Below are 15,860 nucleotides of genomic sequence, written 5' to 3'. Positions count from 1 at the left end.
TCTATCATGCTCGGCCGTACAGACACCGGTTCTGTCATGTCAGCGCGTGTTTCGTCATGCTATGCGCTCGCCCCCTTCCGGATCCTAGGCATGCCCACGTCGTTGCGCTCTGACGCTCTTCTCCCGCGCCATCTCGCCATTGCCCTCCTGGCCGCCGTAGCGACGCTGTTCGCCAGCAATCATGTGGCGGCCCGTCTGGCTTTCGACGAGGGCACCGGTGTGCTGCTGGCCGTACTGGTTCGCTCGACCACGGCGCTGGCGGTATTGGTGGTGCTGCTCGTTTGGCAGCGCAAGTCGCTGCGTTTCCCGCCCGGAGCCGGGCGCTGGCAATTGCTGGCCGGCCTGATGGTGGCCATTCAGAGCCTGTGCCTCTACTCGGCGGTGGCGCGCATCCCCGTGGTCGTGGCGCTGCTGCTGATGAATACCTTTCCCATCCAGTTGGCGCTGCTCACCTGGGCGCTGGGCGGGCCGCGCCCGACGCTGCGTGCCGCGCTGATCATGGCAGTGATCCTGGCGGGTCTCGTGGTAGTGCTGGACGTTCCCGCCTGGCTGGCATCTCCCGAGGCGCTGGGTCCAGATTGGCTGCCGGGAATCGCCTTTGGCCTGGGCGCGGCGGCGGCCTTTTCCGTGGCGCTGTGGACCACCGAGCGGCATCTGGCGGCGGTGGGCAGTACTCTACGCAGCCTGTTGACCATGCTCACGGTGCTAGTGCTGATGGTCGTTGCCGGTGCATTGCAGCTGGTGCCGGGTGGTATGGCGCTGCCGGCAAGCCCGGTGGGTTGGGGAGCGCTGGCGGCGCTGGCGCTGTTCTACAGCGTGGCTTTCTCGGTGCTGTTCATCAGCGTGCCGCGGCTGGAGATGGCGCGCAATGCGCCGGTGATGAACGTCGAGCCGGTCGCCTCGCTGCTGCTGGGCTATCTGGTGCTTGGGCAGCTGCTGTCGGGTATTCAGCTGATTGGCGGGGCGATCGTGCTTGGGGGTATCGTCACGCTCAGCCTTTCACCGCGCTGAGTTGGAAAAGACGGGTCGTTTACAACTCGATACCTTATCCCGGTGGCAATGGCTTGCAGGGAAAAATCCTGTGTACCACACTGAGGACCGGTGTATGGAAACACTGTTTCTTAATGGAGGTGCAGACATGAAACTGCTAGCCGTTCCCGCTGCCGTCGTGATGGCCGGTGCATTCGCTTCCTCGGCCCAGGCACAACAGGCTCAACCGCAGACTCAAGGTCAGGTTCAACCTCAGGCTCAGACCCAGGGGCAGGCCCAGCAGGGTACCCAGGTTCAAGCGCAACAGCGCTCTCAGGCTCAGGCGCAGCCACGCACCCAGCATCAGGGTCAGATGCCTATGTATCCACAGGGCTATATCGGCGCCGATGCCATGTTCTGGGATCTCAGCAACGACGCCGGGCCTTCAGGCGATTCCGCCGGCCTGCGCCTGCGCGGCGGCGCCCAGTTCAATGAATTCTTCGGTGTGGAAGCCCACCTGGGTACCGGCGGCTCAGATGGCCCGGTCGAGCTGGACCATCTCATCGGTGTCTACGGTAAGGGTATCGTGCCGCTGTCGCAGGAATTCCGTCTCTACGGTCTGGCAGGTATTACCGAAGTCGACTTCGATGTTGATCGCCAAGACGGCATTTCCTACGGTGCGGGCGCCGAGTTCGACATCGCGCCCAACTTCTCCGTTGGCGCCGACTACATGCGCTACCTGGATCGCTCCGACCACACCTTCGATGCGGCAAGCGTCGGTTTGCGCTATCGCTTCTAAAGCCGACTCAGTTCACCGCAGCGAACGCGAAGCGTCCCCGGCCAGGCCGGGGACGCTTCGTCTCGCCTGGTGGCCATGTCAGGCTCCGGGCCATTTCCCCTGTTCCTTCCAACTGGCCAGCAGTGCGGGCAGATGCTTGAGTTCCGCACTCTCCACGACCTCAACCTGATAGCCCTGCAGACGTTGAAGCTCGGTTAGCCGTTGGCTGGCCTTGTCGAACTCGCCGCAGGCAAGCAGCACGCGTGAAGCATGCAGGCCGGCGGAGTGGGCGAGTATCTCATGCAGCCGCTTCAGACCCTGCTCGATGCAGGCTTCGCCACCCGGGCGGGCGATGAGCCACTCCACGAACAGCAACTGATTGCACTCGACCGCCAGGCAATCGGATACCACGGGCTCGGCATTGTGCTGCACGCTCAGATCGAGAACATGGGCCCCGCTGCACATCTGGGTGAGCCCTGCCTCCTGGGCACTGAGCCAGGTGAACTCCGTCAGCCAGCCGCCACCCAGGTAAAGTGCGCTTTCCAGATCATCGATGATGATTTTCGTAGGGGCGTCGCTCGACCACTGCAGCAGCTGAGCATCATCGAGGGCGTTCAACGCGTCGGTGGCAGGAAAGCCCGGCGTTGCCAGCAGATGCTGGCATTCACCGCCTTGGCGCAGGCGAGCTTTCGAGCGCGGGCCGGGTGGCGCAAGCACCCCATCGCTGCCGTGAACGATGTCGTGAAGCTCGCCGAGCAGGCCTGCCAGCCGGTCGGCATGATGAGCGAGGTAGGTCGTGAGGCTCTTGCGCCGCTGGCTCTTCTCACGCCAAGGCGCCTTGTCGGAGAGGGCGCGAACCCGCTTGCGGCCATTGGCCTGCAGGTAGCGGTCGACATTCAGCACCGGTTCGATGGCAGTCGTTTCGGGTGGCATGTCTGGGCTGTCGCTGGCCAGTCGATACAGCAAGCCTGCCTGCGCATCGGTATAAAGCCAGTCGGCCGAGCAACGCTGCATGGCCTGGTGAAACAGCAGAGCCGTGAGCGTCGTGCAGCCTCCCGTATCCAACGATACCGAGAGGTGCGGCTCATCGAACTGCTGGCGATACAGTTCATCGGCCAGCGCATTGGCATATTCGGCGCAGAGCTGCGGATTCTCCGAGGCAAAGCCCGGTTTGACGTCGACATGCGTTGCAGCGGGCATTTCATGGCGCAGCAGTATTGCCAGGCGTTCGGCGGCCTGTGGCGTCGCCTGGCAAGGTACCAGCACGACTCGCTGGGGGCGCAGCTGAAGGATCGGAATCAGACTTATCTCGGGGCGCTCGGTCACCAGCGCGACGTGCAGGTGTGGCATGGGCTCGCTCTCTCCGCGCTTTTCCTGGCAGATTTCTACAGGCTACATCTCAGCGTTCCCTGATGTCTCCCACGTGAGCAAAAAAACGCCGGCGCTTGGCCGGCGTTTCGCTCACTAGGCTGGCTCACACCTCCTTATAGAGTTCCGCCCCTTCCTTGCGGAACTTCTCCGCCTGCTCCTCCATGCCTTTCATGACGGCTTCCTGGTCGCCGTTCAGCCCGTGTTCACTCGCATAGTCGCGCACTTCCTGGCTGATCTTCATGGAGCAGAACTTGGGCCCGCACATGGAGCAGAAGTGGGCCACCTTGGCGGAGTCCTTGGGCAGCGTCTCGTCGTGGTACTCGCGAGCAGTGTCGGGGTCGAGGCCGAGGTTGAACTGATCTTCCCAGCGGAATTCGAAGCGCGCCTTGGAAAGGGCATTGTCGCGTCGCTGGGCGGCTGGGTGACCTTTCGCAAGATCTGCAGCATGGGCGGCGATCTTGTAGGTGATGATGCCGGTCTTGACGTCATCCTTGTTGGGCAGGCCGAGGTGCTCCTTGGGGGTGACGTAGCAGAGCATGGCGCAGCCGTACCAGCCGATCATCGCCGCACCGATACCGGAGGTGATGTGGTCGTACCCCGGGGCGATGTCGGTGACCAGCGGCCCGAGGGTATAGAAGGGGGCCTCGTCGCAGTACTCCAGCTGCTTGTCCATGTTCTCCTTCACCAGGTGCATGGGCACGTGTCCGGGGCCTTCGATCATCACCTGCACGTCATGCTTCCAGGCGATGTGGGTCAATTCGCCCAGAGTCTTGAGCTCGGCCATCTGGGCCTCGTCGTTGGCATCGGCAACCGATCCCGGGCGCAGGCCGTCACCCAGCGAAAAGGCGACATCGTACTGCTTGCAGATTTCGCAGATTTCCTCGAAGTGGGTGTAGAGGAAGCTCTCCTGATGATGGTAGAGGCACCACTTGGCCATGATCGAACCGCCCCGGGAGACGATGCCGGTAACTCGCTTGGCGGTCAGCGGTACGTAGCGCAACAGCACGCCGGCGTGAATGGTGAAGTAGTCCACGCCCTGTTCGGCCTGCTCGATCAGAGTGTCGCGGAAGACCTCCCAGGTGAGGTTTTCGGCCACTCCGTTGACCTTCTCCAGCGCCTGGTAGATCGGCACCGTGCCGATCGGCACCGGCGAGTTGCGGATGATCCACTCGCGGGTCTCATGAATGTTCTGGCCGGTGGAGAGATCCATGATGGTGTCCGCGCCCCAGCGAATGCCCCAGGTCATCTTGTCGACTTCTTCTTCGATGGAAGAGGTTACCGCCGAGTTGCCCAGGTTGCCGTTGATCTTCACCAGGAAGTTGCGACCGATGATCATCGGCTCCGTTTCCGGATGATTGATGTTGCAGGGGATGATCGCTCGGCCGGCGGCCACTTCGGCACGCACGAATTCGGGCGTGATCTCCTCCGGCAGGTGGGCACCGAAGCCCTGGCCCGGATGCTGATGGCCGAGGATGCGCTCCACTTCCTCAGTGCCCAAGGCCTGGCGACGCTGGTTCTCGCGGATGGCGATGAATTCCATTTCCGGCGTGACGATGCCCTGCCGGGCGTAGTGCAGCTGGGTGACGTTCTTGCCGGCCTTGGCGCGGCGGGGCGTGCGGGTCAGGTCGAAGCGCAGTTGGGCCAGCGTCGGGTCGTTGGCACGACGCCGGCCGTACTCGCTGGTGGGGCCGTCGAGGAATTCGGTGTCGCCGCGCTCCTCGATCCAGGCACGGCGCAGTTCGGGCAGGCCGCGACGCAGGTCGATTCCAGCGTGAGGGTCGGTATAGGGGCCGGAAGTATCGTAGACCAGCAGCGGCGGGTTCTCCTCGTCGGCACCGGAGGTGCGGGTCGGCGACAGCGATATCTCGCGGAAGGGTACGCGGATGTCGGGGCGCGAACCCTCGACATGCACCTTGCGCGACCCGGGGAGCGGCTTGATGGCGGCCTCGTCGACCTTGGCAGATTCGGCGAGGAAGTGGGCAGTCTTGCTCATGGATAATCCTTGATGCGTTTGTTGTCGTGGGAAAGCTTAGAGGCTGCGGTCGAGCCCCATCTGCCAGAAATCGATCTCGAGCCGAGTGGCGTCGCGAAACACCTCGGCCAGTTCGGTGAAGCGTGCCGGCGTGACGTCGGCCAGTCGGGTGTCGAGCCATTCGAGCTCGGCGCGCATGGCGGCCTGGAACTCCTCGCTCTCATACATGGCGATCCAGGCGTCATAGGGGTTGGCGTCGCCGCGTACGGTGGAGTCTTGGGCGTTCAGCCAGTTGGCGATCTCGCCGTAGCCCACCAGGCAAGGGGCAAGTGCCACATGCAGATCTAGCAGGTCGCCGCGGTTACCGGTATCCAGCACGTAGCGGGTATAGGCCATGGTGGCCCGCGCCTCGGGTAGCGCGGCCAGTTGCGACTCAGTGATGCCCCACTCGCGGCAGTAACCCACGTGCAGGCCCAGTTCCACGTCGACGATGGCCTTGAGCCCCTCGTGGGCCTGGCGCAGATCGGCCAGGGTGCGGCTCTTGTAGGCGGCCAGCGCATAGGCGCGGGCGAAGTGGATCAGAAACAGGTAGTCCTGCTGCAGGTAGTGGCGAAAGGCGCCTTCGGCTAGAGTGCCGTCACCCAGGCCGCGGACGAAATCGTGCTCGATGTAGGCGCGCCAGTCGTCTTGGCAGGCGCGGCTCAGGTCGGTGAAGCGATAGCTCATCTTGCCTCCGGGTGTGAACGGATCCGGAGTGTGAGCGGGAGGAAGGAAGGGGTGACCGGGGTCAGGCGACGGCAGGTTGCCGCAAGGGGCCACCGCTTGATCCCTACGCCGGTACGAGCCGGATCAGGTTCTACGGGCCCCGCCGTGACGACAGCTCATTCGAACGACAGGTTCGAACCAAGCAAGCCGTATAGCGATCTCAGCCGGTTCCACCGGCACCCCGTCAAGCGTTCGGGTCAGTCTAGCAGGTCGACGCGCTCTTTCCAGTCATCCGTCTCACTTGCTTCAATCATGCTGGGTGTCGAGCCGTTCGAACCAGGCCGTGTTCTCGGGCAGCACCAGTTCGCTTGCCGGCTGGCCGCTTGCGTACCATTCCCGGGCGTTGCGCAGCTGCCAGCGGCGCCTGCCGTCTGCGACTTCGATACCCAGCCGCAGCGGCCCGAAGCGTGCGAAAGCGCGACCGGCGAGCTGTGAATCGCGCAGCGCGAGATTGGCCAGCAGTTCCAGTCTTCCACCGGCTTCAACGGCGAGATTCTCCAGCCGTACGGTGTCGTCATCGAACATGACTCGCACCTCACCGTGCACCTCGCCGAGAGTGAGTCTGTCACGCAGCCAGCGCCGCTCCCGGGCGGCGTCCACGAACAGATTGACCAACAGGCCGCTGTCGCGCATCGCCAGCTCGAGCCGGGCGTCGAGTTCCAGCGGCGCCTCCCAGCGCATGTGCCCCTCGGGCAGCGTGAGCCGCGCCCACCAGCCGTGAGTGAGGCTGCCACTGGCGTCAGTCAGACGCACGTCGGTCAGGCTGAGCTGCGAGCCGGCAACATCGAAAACGAGCGTGTCCAGATCGCCATCGGTGAGCCGGGCATCCAGGTGCAGCGTGCCGTCGAGCGTCTGCTCGTGCAGGACGAGGCGGGCGTCGGGAGCGTGCAGCTCCAGGCGGCCTGTGGCGTGCATGCCCTCCAGCTGCAGATGAGTGGCGATTCGCGCCTGGCCGGAAAGCAGGGCGATACCGCCACCCGGAGGCAGGTAATCGTTCAGGGATGCGAGGTCCGGCACCATGAGGTGGGGCATGTCGATACGCGTGTGCAGGGTGCGCAGGCCTTCCGGCAGGTCGAAGTGTTGTGCTCGGCTGTGAATTTCAAGCGAGCGCCCTTCTATCAGCGCGCCGTCGTCCGTCTGTCGGCGCAGGCCGAAGCGGGGCAGGGAGAGGCTGAGCTCCGCCCCGGGGTCGGCCACTTCCACCGTTAGCGAGCCGTCGCCGAAGGCTTCGTAGTGCAGGAACCTTGCGGCGAGGCGGTCGGAATGCACGTGCAACTGACTGCCGGGCGCAGGCGCGCCATCCGCGAATTGCAGGTCGGCGCTTAGCCGGCCGCCGCCCTGGATCGCCAGACCGTGCTCCTCAGGTAGAAAGGCATTGAGAAAGCCGAGCCGGTCGAGCAGGGCGTCCAGCCGTAGCGTGCCGGAAAGGGGCCTGCGCGGCGCCTCGCTGCCGGGCCAGTCGAAGCCGCCCTGGAGACTCGCCTGGCGGGCCACCACCAGCGTGCGCAGCGGCTCTCCGTCATTGGCCGAGGCGTTGAGCTCCATTCGGCTGCCGGAGAGGTCGATGCGCTGGCGGGCGGGATGAAGATCGCGCAGCGCCAGAGTCACGTCCAGTGCGCCTTCGAACGTTTCCTCCAACAGTCGCCCGTCGATGGCGTCGCCCGCCAGAGTGACGTGCCCCCGGACACGCTCTCCTGCGACGAAAAGCTGCCCGTCGCTGCCGGCCTGGCCGCCATGCAGCCGCAGCGGGGCGGCCTGGGGCAGATAGGCATTGAGCACGGTAACGTCGGGGATGCGCGCGCCGCGCCACTCTATCTGGGCCGTGTCGAGACCCTCGGCATGAGGGCTCGCCTGAGCGGCAGCAGTGAGGGAGAGGTGCTCTGCCTGGAACAGCCGTCGGCGATCCTCGAGGCGAGTGAGGTCCACTTGGCTGAAAGCGAGCTCGAGGCTCGCCTCGGGGTGGGGCTCGCCGGGGGTCAGTGAGAGGTGCGCACGCCCGTCGCCGCGAGCGTGGAAGTCGAGAAAGCGTGCACCCAGCGCTTCGGAGTGCACTTCGAGATGACTATCTGTCAGCGGCTGGCCGTTACGCACATGGAGCGTGCCATCGAGGCGGCCGCCGCCCTCCAGAGCGAGGCCGCGCCCGCCGAACAGTCCGGCGAGGAAGGGGTCGAGCACGCCGAGATTGGCTACATGACCGCGGAGTTCCAGCGATGCTTCCCACGGCGCTCCTCCTGATGCACGGCTGCCGATCAGGGCATCGTCGTCTACTCCACGCCAAGCCAGCGGCGAGCGGAAGCGGGCGACGGGCAGCACAAGCGCCGTGGTTAGCGGCTGCGACTCTCCCGGGGCGGCGGCTGCCAGATCGAAGCGCGTGCCGGAAAGGTCCACGGCACCGCGTTCGAGGTCGAGCTCGACGATGGGCAGGTGCAGACCGAGCCGCCCGATCAAGAGTTGGTCGCCGAAACGCACCGAGATGGCTTCACCGGCCAGATCGAAACCGCCGGTGACGCGCTCGGCGTCATAAACAAGTCCGCCCTGCAGTCGCGCCGACCCGCCTTCCAGCGTCAGCGGCAAAGGCGACGGCAGGTAACGGTCGAAGGCGGCGATGTCGTAAGCCTCGGCGTTGCGCCAGTGCAGTTCGGCATGCTGCAGCTCGTCCGGCGCGGCGTGCAGACGCAGCACGGGCGTCGCCAGCGCTAGCCGGAACCCCTCGCCGCTAAGCAGCGGGCGAGGCGAGGCGGGGGCACTGGCCAATGTCTCGGGCGGCGTCTCGACCATCTCGATGCCGTCGAGTGCCAAGGCCAGGCGCGCGCTTTTTGCCACTTCGACCTCGATGGTCCCGGCGCCGTCGATCCGGTAGAGTGCGCCCGCGTCCAGCCAGTGGCGCTCGTCGAGCCGCACGCTCAGGCGAGGGGAGTCCAGGCGCAGACGGCTGCCCGGCTGCACTTCGCCGCGTTCGATGGCGATCTCGCCTGTCAGATCGCCGCGTCCGTCGATTTCGAGCCAGCCCAAGGCGGCAAGGTAGGGATTGAAGACATCATAGGCGTCGCTGTGCCCGGCCAGGGACAGGGTGCCCGAGACGAAGCGGGTCGCCTCGGCGCCGGGATGCTCGGCCAGCCTCAGCGGCGCGAGGTTCAGGCTGGCGTCAAGCGCCACGCCTTCCACCAGCGATGTGTCGCCGTGCTGCACCGTGCCGCCTTGCAGCTGCAAGGTCGCACTTTCGACACCCAGCTCGCCGGTATCCCAGTAAAATCCAGCCAGATGCAGCGTGCCGCTGCCCTGCAGACGGTACTCATCGAGGCTCGCATGACGGATCTCCACCGCCTCGAGATCGCGAATCCGAATCTCCCTGTCGAGCAGCGGAGCGAGGGCGAAGCTTAGCGTGGCACGCTCGGCATTCAGCGCGAAGCGTCGTTCGGCGGTGCTCCCGACAAACTGCAGATGGGTCACCTGCAGGTGACCCGGGAAGAGTGTCCAGGCGCGCTTCCATTCCAGTGTGAGTCGCGGCGTGCGGTCGAGCTGAGCGCGTCCCCAATGGCTATTGAGCAGAAGATTGGCGGTGACGAGATAGAGCGCGTAGAGCAGCGCCAGGGACAGTAAGAGCCATGCCAGCAGTTTGAGCGGCGTGGGGCGGGTCATGACTGGCTGCCATATCCTTGTGGCATTTACCCTCCTGCTTACGAGAGGTGGCGGCGTTCAGTAGAGCCGAAACTCCCGGTGGTTCGGCACGCCCTGTTGCTCCTCGATCACCTTGCGGTAGCGCTTGTATTCCCATTGGTACTGGGCAGGGTCCAGGGCGATGGCTTCTTGCACGCAGGCGTTAACGCCGGTAGCCGATTGCTCCTCGTCGGCGGCATAGACCCGTTCGTCGGCGGCGAGGAAATGAATGGCAAAGCCGCGTCCGGGGATGCGCCGGGCCACGCCGGTCACCACGCGGGCATCGGTGCGGGCCACCAGCTTGGGCAGCAGGGTCGCCGTGTAGGCCAGACGGTGATAGAAGGGCGCGAACACGCCGCTGCCCCAGTTGGGCTCCTGGTCGGGCAGAATTCCCACTGCTTCGCTGCGCTTGAGCGCCTTGAGCAGGGCGGCGACACCGCGCGGGTTGGTCGGTACCAGGCTAGCGCCCATACGCTCGCGGCCCTGGCGAATCACCGGGTCGAGTTCGGCGATCTTGGGCGGCTCGTACATGGCGGTGAAGGGGAAGTGGCTGGAAAGCCAGAAGTTGAGCACCTCCCAATTGCCGAAGTGTGGCGCCAGCACGATCACCCCACGCCCCTCGGTACGGGCCTCATCGAGCAGTTCGCGGCCGTGGATCTCCAGAATCGAGTCTTCGACCCGCTGCGGCTCGCCCATCCAGGCGAATCCCAGTTCCAGCATGGTGGCGGTGGAGTGGGTCAAGCTCTCCCGGGCCAACTGGCGGCGTTTGGCCGCGGCCTGATCGGGGTAGACCTTGGCAAGGTTGATCTCGGTGACCTCGCGCTCGCGTCGGCTTAAACGGTACACCAGCGGGCCGGAAATGCGCGCCAGGCGCCAGAGCATGCCGAGACGGCGGCCAGCCAGAGTGCGCCACAAAGTGGCGATGGCACGTCCCTGCAGGGTAGCGGTACGGGGTTGCGTTTCGCTCATGGACTCAGATCAGCCAGGCATCTACATTGTCGGGCTCGCGGTGCTCCTGCAGCCGCTTGATACCCTTGACGCAGCGCACGACCAGCCAGATCACGGCCAGCAGCCAGGTCACGAAGCCGATTATCACCAGGGTCAGCACACCGGAAACGGCGAAGTAGAGCATCGAGAGCCAGAAGGTGCGGATCTGGTAGCGATAGTGCTCATCGAACCAGTGCGGCCCTTTACCGCGGTACACATAGGCGATCACGACGCCGACCAGCGCGGTGAGGCCGCCGCTGACGACGCCTGCCAGAAACAGGGCGTAGACGACGATAGGCAGGGTAATATCGGGCTTTCCGCCCGGTTCGATGACGCTTCGGCTATCGGGACTATCGTTCATGAGCCATCCAGTCGGTCACGGTTTGCTCCAATGATACTGCTCATGAGCGTCATTGCCAGAGCGGGTATCATTCTGTCGCTTCCTTGAGAGGCCGGCTGATCTCCAGCAGGTTGCCGTCGGGGTCGCGCAGATAGAGCGATTCGATGGGGCCGTTGGCACCCTGGCGAGAGACCGGCCCGAGTTCGACCTCTATGTCCAGCGCCTCCAGATGCCGCTGCACTTCGTCCAGCGGCAGCAGGCTGCGCAGGCACAAGTCGAGGCTGCCCGGCGTGGGGGTGGCGGCACGCGGTTCGATGTCGGTCGCGGTCCAGTGCAGACGCAGCGCCATATCGTCGAGCATCAGGTCGACCCGTTCGCGATCCCGGTAGCGCACCTCGAGCCCGAGTACGCGAGAATAGAAATCCACGGCGCGGGAAATGTCGGTCACGGTAATGACCATGTGGTCCAGACCTGACAGCATTGCCGGCCTCCTCGTTGTGATGTGTTTTTTTCGTCAGGCCAGAAGGATACGACGATGCCGACCTGCCCGCTATGCGCTAGCCCCCATTCACGCCATTTTCACTGCGATGCGCGGCGCGACTACTACCGCTGCGAGCGGTGCCGGCTGGCCTTCGTGCCACCGGAGCAGCGGCTAACGCCCGAGCAGGAGAAGGCAGTATACGATCAGCACGAGAATCATCCCGATGATCCAGGCTATCGCCGTTTCCTCTCCCGACTGTTCGACCCGCTGCGCCAGCGATTGTCACCGGGCGCCCCTGGCCTGGACTTCGGTGCCGGCCCTGGCCCGACCCTGTCGGTCATGTTCGAGGAAGCAGGGCATCCCATGACAATCTACGATCCCTACTATGCGCCGGACCCCGCCGTGCTGGCGCGTCACTACGCCTTTATTACCGCTACCGAGGTGGTGGAACACCTGTTCGCGCCTGGGCACGAGCTCGAGCGCCTTGCGAAGCTGCTACCCGGTGGCGGTTGGCTGGGGCTGATGACCAAGCGTATGACCAGCGAAGAGGATTTTGCCCGGTGGCACTACATTCTCGATCCCACCCACGTGTGCTTCTTCAGCGAGGCGAGCTTCGAATGGTTGGCCGATCACCTGGGCATGAGGGTCGAGTTTCCCGCCGCCGACGTGGCCCTGTTACAGAAGCGCTGAGGCCGGCAGTGAGCAGTGTTAGTGGGTTTTGCTTTTTTTCATGATGATGGTGGTGCTTTGTTCTGATCATTGCCCGCCAGCGCGAATTGGCATTTGACACTATCGCAATGGGGCGTATGATTCGCGCGCCTTGCCCGAGCGTTGGCCGTTTTCACTGCGAAGCAGGAGCCGGGGGGCAGCGTTCCACGGCGTTTTCTGCCATCTTTCTCCCTTTGCCTGTTTCCCCTGCTGTCGAGAGGCGCGTTCATGTCGCGGCAACTGTTGTCCATGGCCCTGGCTCCCCTGCTGGGTCTTTTCATTCTAGGTATCGGTAACGGCTTTCTGGCCACGCTGATCACCCTGCGGCTGGACGCGGCAGGCGAGTCGCCGGTAGTCATCGGCTGGGTTTCCTCGGCCTACTTCATCGGCCTGGCACTGGGCGCGATGTTCAACGATCGCTTGTTGCTGCGTATCGGTCATATTCGTGCCTACGGCAGCTTCGCTTCGCTGGTGGCGGTAACGGTGCTGCTGCAGGCGTTGTTCTTCGACCCCTGGGCCTGGTTCGGTCTGCGTCTGATCGGCGGCTGGGCCACCGTGGGGGTTTATCTGGTCATCGAAAGCTGGCTGCTCACCTCGGGCGACCAAAAAGTGCGCGGCCGGCTGCTTGCCCTTTACATGATCTCTCTGTACGCCGCGGGCGTAATCGGCCAGCTGCTGCTGGGCGTGACCGATGCCATGGGCGAAACCGCTCCTTTCCTCGTCATAGGTATGCTGGCCTCGCTGTCGGTACTGCCCATGGCGATGATTCCGCGAGTGTCGCCGCTTATCGAGCACGCCGAACCACTCTCGCCGATGCGGCTCATCACCATGACCCCGACCGGGGTAATGGGGAGCTTCGGTTCGGGCCTGGCGGTGGCCGCCGTCTATACGCTGTTGCCTCTCTACCTGCAACGCATAGGCCTTTCGGTGGGTCAGGTGGGTCAGATGATGGCGGTGGTCGTGCTCGGGGCCATGCTGTTGCAGTACCCCCTGGGGCGCTGGTCGGACCGCCACGACCGCCAGATCGTGCTGATCATGATAGGTGCCTTCTGTGCCTTGATATCGGCCGGCATGCTGCTGCTGCCGCTGTCCACCTGGCTGTTGGCGGCCCTGCTGTTCCTGCTCGGCGGTGGGGTCTTCGCGCTCTACCCGGTTGCGGTGAGTCACGCCGCCGACCGTGCCCCGGCCGGTGCCCTGGTGCGCATGAGCCAAGGGCTACTGTTGATCAATGCTATCGGTTCTACCTTGAGCCCCCCGCTGGTCTCGCCGGTCATGGCGGTGATGGGCGATGCAGGGCTGTTCTGGGCCTTCGGCGCACTGGGTCTGTTCCTGGTGGTTTTCTTTACGTGGCGACGCAGTGTGCGTCCGGCACCGATGCCGGTGGCACGGTTCTCACCCAATACGCCGATGTCGCCGGTGGGTGCCGAGCTCACCGTCACCGAAGAGCTGATGCAGGGGGCCATAGAGCACGAACACGTGGAGGATCTTTCCCAGGTCGTGCCGGACATTGAGGTGGCTGAGCCCTTGGTCGGCCCGCCCCCGCAGGATGAACCGCACATCGTCTTCTACCATGGAGAAGACGACATCCCGGCCGAGCAGCCACGCGAAAAGGAGCCGCTTGGTAGCGACTCGACGCGCTGAGCGAGTTTTCTCCAATGCCCGATGCGGGGCCGCCTGCATCGGGCATTTTCTTTGCCGGCAAGCCACGAGAAGATGGCTAGCGGGCTGAGACCTAGGGATAATGGTTAACGAAAAGTAGTACATCTACTATCGCTGCTATCATTTTCCCGAGGTGCCCTATGTTTCCCTTCGTTGCCCCCGTGCGTGACCTTCGCTTCGTACTCGAGGAACTGCTCGAATACCGTTCGCTCGACCTTCCCGGCTTCGAGGACGCCAGCCCCGACCTGGTCGAGGCGGTGCTCGAGGAGGCAGCCAAGCTGGCCGGCGAGGTTTGGGGGCCGCTCAATGCCAGTGGCGACCGCCAGGGCTGCGTGCGGCGTGAAGACGGCGGCGTGAGCCTGCCGGACGGCTTCGCCGAGGCCTACCAGGCCTATGTGGAAGGCGGCTGGAACGGCATCGGCGTGTCCCAGGCGCTGGGTGGACAGGGGCTGCCCGAAGTGGTGGCCAGCAGCGTGCAGGAAATGCTGCACGGGGCCAACATGGCGCTCGGGCTGTGCCCCATGCTGACCGCCGGGGCCATCGAGGCGCTGGCCCACCACGGAAGTGATGCACTCAAGGAAATCTACCTGCCCAAGCTGGTCGAGGGCAGCTGGACCGGCACCATGAATCTCACCGAACCCCAGGCCGGCTCCGATCTTTCGAAGGTGCGTACCCGCGCCGTTCCCGAGGAGAATCACTATCGCCTATACGGCCAGAAGATCTTCATCACCTGGGGCGAGCACGATGCCAGCGAGAACATCATTCACCTGGTATTGGCGCGCAAGCCCGATGCGCCCGAGGGTAACAAGGGAATCTCGCTGTTCCTGGTGCCCAAATTCCTGGTCAACGCCGACGGTTCGCTGGGTGAGCGCAATGACGTTACCTGCGCCTCCATCGAGCACAAGCTGGGTATACACGGCTCGCCAACCTGCACCCTGAGCTTCGGCGAGGGCGATGGCGCCATCGGTTATCTGGTGGGCGAAGAGGGGCGTGGCCTAAATCACATGTTCACCATGATGAACGAGGCGCGCCACAAGGTCGGCGTGCAGGGCATCGGCGTGGCCGAACGCGCCTGCCAGCACGCCTTCGCCTATGCGCTGGACCGTGTGCAGGGCAAGGCGCGGGGCGCCGAGGCCACCATCAGTGAACATCTCGACGTGCGCCGCATGCTGCTTTCGATGCGCGCCCGCACCGATGCGCTGAGGGCGCTGGCCCTCTACTGTGCGGCCCAGCTCGATGTGGCGCGTCATGGCGGCGCTGGGGAGCGAGACGTCGCCCAGGCCCGGGCCGATGTGCTGATACCCGTGGTCAAGGGGTTCTCCACCGATCAAGCCGTGGACATCGCTTCCATGGGTGTGCAGGTCCACGGCGGCATGGGCTTCATCGAGGAGACCGGTGCCGCGCAACTGCTGCGTGACGCTCGCATCGCGCCCATTTATGAAGGCACCAACGGCATACAGGCCCTCGACCTGGCCGGGCGCAAGCTTTCCCGCGATGGCGGCGCGGCACTGGCCGGTTTGATCGAAGAGGTCGACGCCACGGCCAGCGAACTGCGCCAGATCGGTGAGTTTGCCGCCATGGGGGAAAGCCTCGCTGCCGGCGCTGCCGACCTGGAAGCCGCCATGCAGGTCGTGCTCGAAGCGAGCCGTGATCCGGAGCGGGGCACCGATGCCATTCAGGCCTACGCCACGCCCTTCCTGAGCCTGGCCGGCCACGTGCTGTGCGCCTGGCAGATGGGACGGGCAGCGCTCAAGGCCCGTGCCGCTCAAGCGGGCGGTAGCAGCGAGCCCTTCTATCAGGCCAAGCTGGCTGCGGCCGACTTCGCCCTGCGCCAGTGGCTGCCGGTCGGCCGCGCCAACCGCAGCGTCATCGAAGCGGGCATGGCCAGCCTGGCGGATTACGAGGTTGCGCTGCTCTGACTTCATCCATATCCACATCGGCTGCCACTGGCGGCCGATGCGTTATAGCCGTCTAACTTTAAAAACGACATTCACTCGGAGCCCACCATGAAAAACAGCATTTTCGAACAAGGCCTGCCCAAGACCCAGGCCAACCATGTGCCGCTGTCGCCTCTGACCTTCATCGAGCGTAGCGCCACCATCTACCCTGACTACCCGGCGGTAGTGCATGGCGACATCCGCCGCAGCTGGGGCGAAACCTGGTCACGTTGCCG

At 64.6% G+C, this 15,860-nt stretch carries 12 protein-coding genes, 1 pseudogene and 1 riboswitch; of the genes and pseudogenes, 6 read left to right on the top strand and 7 right to left on the bottom strand.

Going from position 1 to position 15,860, the window contains the following annotated elements; all coding sequences use genetic code 11:
* The first annotated feature begins 90 nt into the window (after window positions 1-90).
* Both AC2VNO_RS02865 and AC2VNO_RS02860 read left to right on the top strand, forming a co-directional pair.
* Complete coding sequence (locus tag AC2VNO_RS02865; RefSeq protein ID WP_486932726.1) at window positions 91-1,011, top strand: DMT family transporter; 921 nt, start codon at window positions 91-93, stop codon at window positions 1,009-1,011.
* Window positions 1,012-1,138: 127 nt separating this feature from the next.
* The gene (locus tag AC2VNO_RS02860) at window positions 1,139-1,768 is read left to right on the top strand and encodes a porin family protein (RefSeq protein ID WP_486932725.1); all 630 of its coding nucleotides are present in this window, start codon (window positions 1,139-1,141) and stop codon (window positions 1,766-1,768) included.
* Between the two features lie 78 nt (window positions 1,769-1,846).
* On the opposite strand, the gene AC2VNO_RS02855 is transcribed toward AC2VNO_RS02860, so the two are convergent.
* From AC2VNO_RS02855 to AC2VNO_RS02825, 7 genes are all read right to left on the bottom strand, one after another.
* A complete protein-coding gene (locus tag AC2VNO_RS02855; protein ID WP_486932724.1) occupies window positions 1,847-3,097 on the bottom strand; it encodes a PDDEXK family nuclease in 1,251 nt (416 codons plus the stop codon).
* A 124-nt stretch (window positions 3,098-3,221) separates the two neighbouring features.
* Window positions 3,222-5,111, bottom strand: coding sequence for a phosphomethylpyrimidine synthase ThiC (gene thiC, locus AC2VNO_RS02850; RefSeq protein ID WP_486932723.1), 1,890 nt, complete (start codon window positions 5,109-5,111; stop codon window positions 3,222-3,224).
* A gap of 36 nt (window positions 5,112-5,147) precedes the next feature.
* Window positions 5,148-5,816: a thiaminase II gene (gene tenA / locus AC2VNO_RS02845; RefSeq protein ID WP_486932722.1), complete on the bottom strand. Its 669-nt coding sequence runs from the start codon at window positions 5,814-5,816 to the stop codon at window positions 5,148-5,150.
* 83 nt (window positions 5,817-5,899) lie between these two features.
* Window positions 5,900-6,049: riboswitch (TPP riboswitch) on the bottom strand.
* A 52-nt stretch (window positions 6,050-6,101) separates the two neighbouring features.
* Window positions 6,102-9,494 (bottom strand): translocation/assembly module TamB domain-containing protein, encoded by a 3,393-nt coding sequence (locus tag AC2VNO_RS02840; RefSeq protein ID WP_486932721.1) that lies wholly within the window; start codon window positions 9,492-9,494, stop codon window positions 6,102-6,104.
* A 57-nt stretch (window positions 9,495-9,551) separates the two neighbouring features.
* Complete coding sequence (locus AC2VNO_RS02835) at window positions 9,552-10,481, bottom strand: lysophospholipid acyltransferase family protein (RefSeq protein ID WP_486932720.1); 930 nt, start codon at window positions 10,479-10,481, stop codon at window positions 9,552-9,554.
* Between the two features lie 4 nt (window positions 10,482-10,485).
* A complete protein-coding gene (locus AC2VNO_RS02830; RefSeq protein WP_486932719.1) occupies window positions 10,486-10,860 on the bottom strand; it encodes a DUF4870 family protein in 375 nt (124 codons plus the stop codon).
* Window positions 10,861-10,927: 67 nt separating this feature from the next.
* Window positions 10,928-11,320, bottom strand: coding sequence for a VOC family protein (locus AC2VNO_RS02825; RefSeq protein ID WP_228575644.1), 393 nt, complete (start codon window positions 11,318-11,320; stop codon window positions 10,928-10,930).
* Window positions 11,321-11,374: 54 nt separating this feature from the next.
* On the opposite strand from AC2VNO_RS02825, the gene AC2VNO_RS02820 reads away from it, so the two are divergent.
* The 4 genes and pseudogenes from AC2VNO_RS02820 to AC2VNO_RS02805 all read left to right on the top strand — a co-directional run.
* Window positions 11,375-12,010 carry a class I SAM-dependent methyltransferase gene (locus tag AC2VNO_RS02820; RefSeq protein ID WP_486932718.1) on the top strand — a complete coding sequence of 212 codons (636 nt, stop codon included), beginning with the start codon at window positions 11,375-11,377 and terminating at the stop codon, window positions 12,008-12,010.
* 246 nt (window positions 12,011-12,256) lie between these two features.
* A complete protein-coding gene (locus AC2VNO_RS02815) occupies window positions 12,257-13,669 on the top strand; it encodes an MFS transporter (RefSeq protein WP_486932717.1) in 1,413 nt (470 codons plus the stop codon).
* Window positions 13,670-13,827: 158 nt separating this feature from the next.
* Window positions 13,828-15,606 (top strand): acyl-CoA dehydrogenase, encoded by a 1,779-nt coding sequence (locus AC2VNO_RS02810; protein ID WP_486932716.1) that lies wholly within the window; start codon window positions 13,828-13,830, stop codon window positions 15,604-15,606.
* A gap of 87 nt (window positions 15,607-15,693) precedes the next feature.
* Window positions 15,694-15,860, top strand: a pseudogene (locus tag AC2VNO_RS02805) (acyl-CoA synthetase); the annotation flags it as partial.

The organism is Halomonas sp. TH-94 (genome assembly GCF_057473365.1).
The sequence above is the reverse complement of the archived record's forward strand: the minus strand, read 5'-3'. Positions and strand labels throughout refer to the sequence as shown.

Excerpts from the sequence above, each read along its gene's own strand:
- AC2VNO_RS02865 (WP_486932726.1), top strand. The coding sequence starts at position 91 with ATGCCCACGTCGTTGCGCTCTGACGCTCTTCTCCCGCGCCATCTCGCC.
- AC2VNO_RS02860 (WP_486932725.1), top strand. The coding sequence starts at position 1,139 with ATGAAACTGCTAGCCGTTCCCGCTGCCGTCGTGATGGCCGGTGCATTC.
- AC2VNO_RS02855 (WP_486932724.1), bottom strand. The coding sequence starts at position 3,097 with ATGCCACACCTGCACGTCGCGCTGGTGACCGAGCGCCCCGAGATAAGT.
- thiC (WP_486932723.1), bottom strand. The coding sequence starts at position 5,111 with ATGAGCAAGACTGCCCACTTCCTCGCCGAATCTGCCAAGGTCGACGAG.
- tenA (WP_486932722.1), bottom strand. The coding sequence starts at position 5,816 with ATGAGCTATCGCTTCACCGACCTGAGCCGCGCCTGCCAAGACGACTGG.
- AC2VNO_RS02840 (WP_486932721.1), bottom strand. The coding sequence starts at position 9,494 with ATGACCCGCCCCACGCCGCTCAAACTGCTGGCATGGCTCTTACTGTCC.
- AC2VNO_RS02835 (WP_486932720.1), bottom strand. The coding sequence starts at position 10,481 with ATGAGCGAAACGCAACCCCGTACCGCTACCCTGCAGGGACGTGCCATC.
- AC2VNO_RS02830 (WP_486932719.1), bottom strand. The coding sequence starts at position 10,860 with ATGAACGATAGTCCCGATAGCCGAAGCGTCATCGAACCGGGCGGAAAG.
- AC2VNO_RS02825 (WP_228575644.1), bottom strand. The coding sequence starts at position 11,320 with ATGCTGTCAGGTCTGGACCACATGGTCATTACCGTGACCGACATTTCC.
- AC2VNO_RS02820 (WP_486932718.1), top strand. The coding sequence starts at position 11,375 with ATGCCGACCTGCCCGCTATGCGCTAGCCCCCATTCACGCCATTTTCAC.
- AC2VNO_RS02815 (WP_486932717.1), top strand. The coding sequence starts at position 12,257 with ATGTCGCGGCAACTGTTGTCCATGGCCCTGGCTCCCCTGCTGGGTCTT.
- AC2VNO_RS02810 (WP_486932716.1), top strand. The coding sequence starts at position 13,828 with ATGTTTCCCTTCGTTGCCCCCGTGCGTGACCTTCGCTTCGTACTCGAG.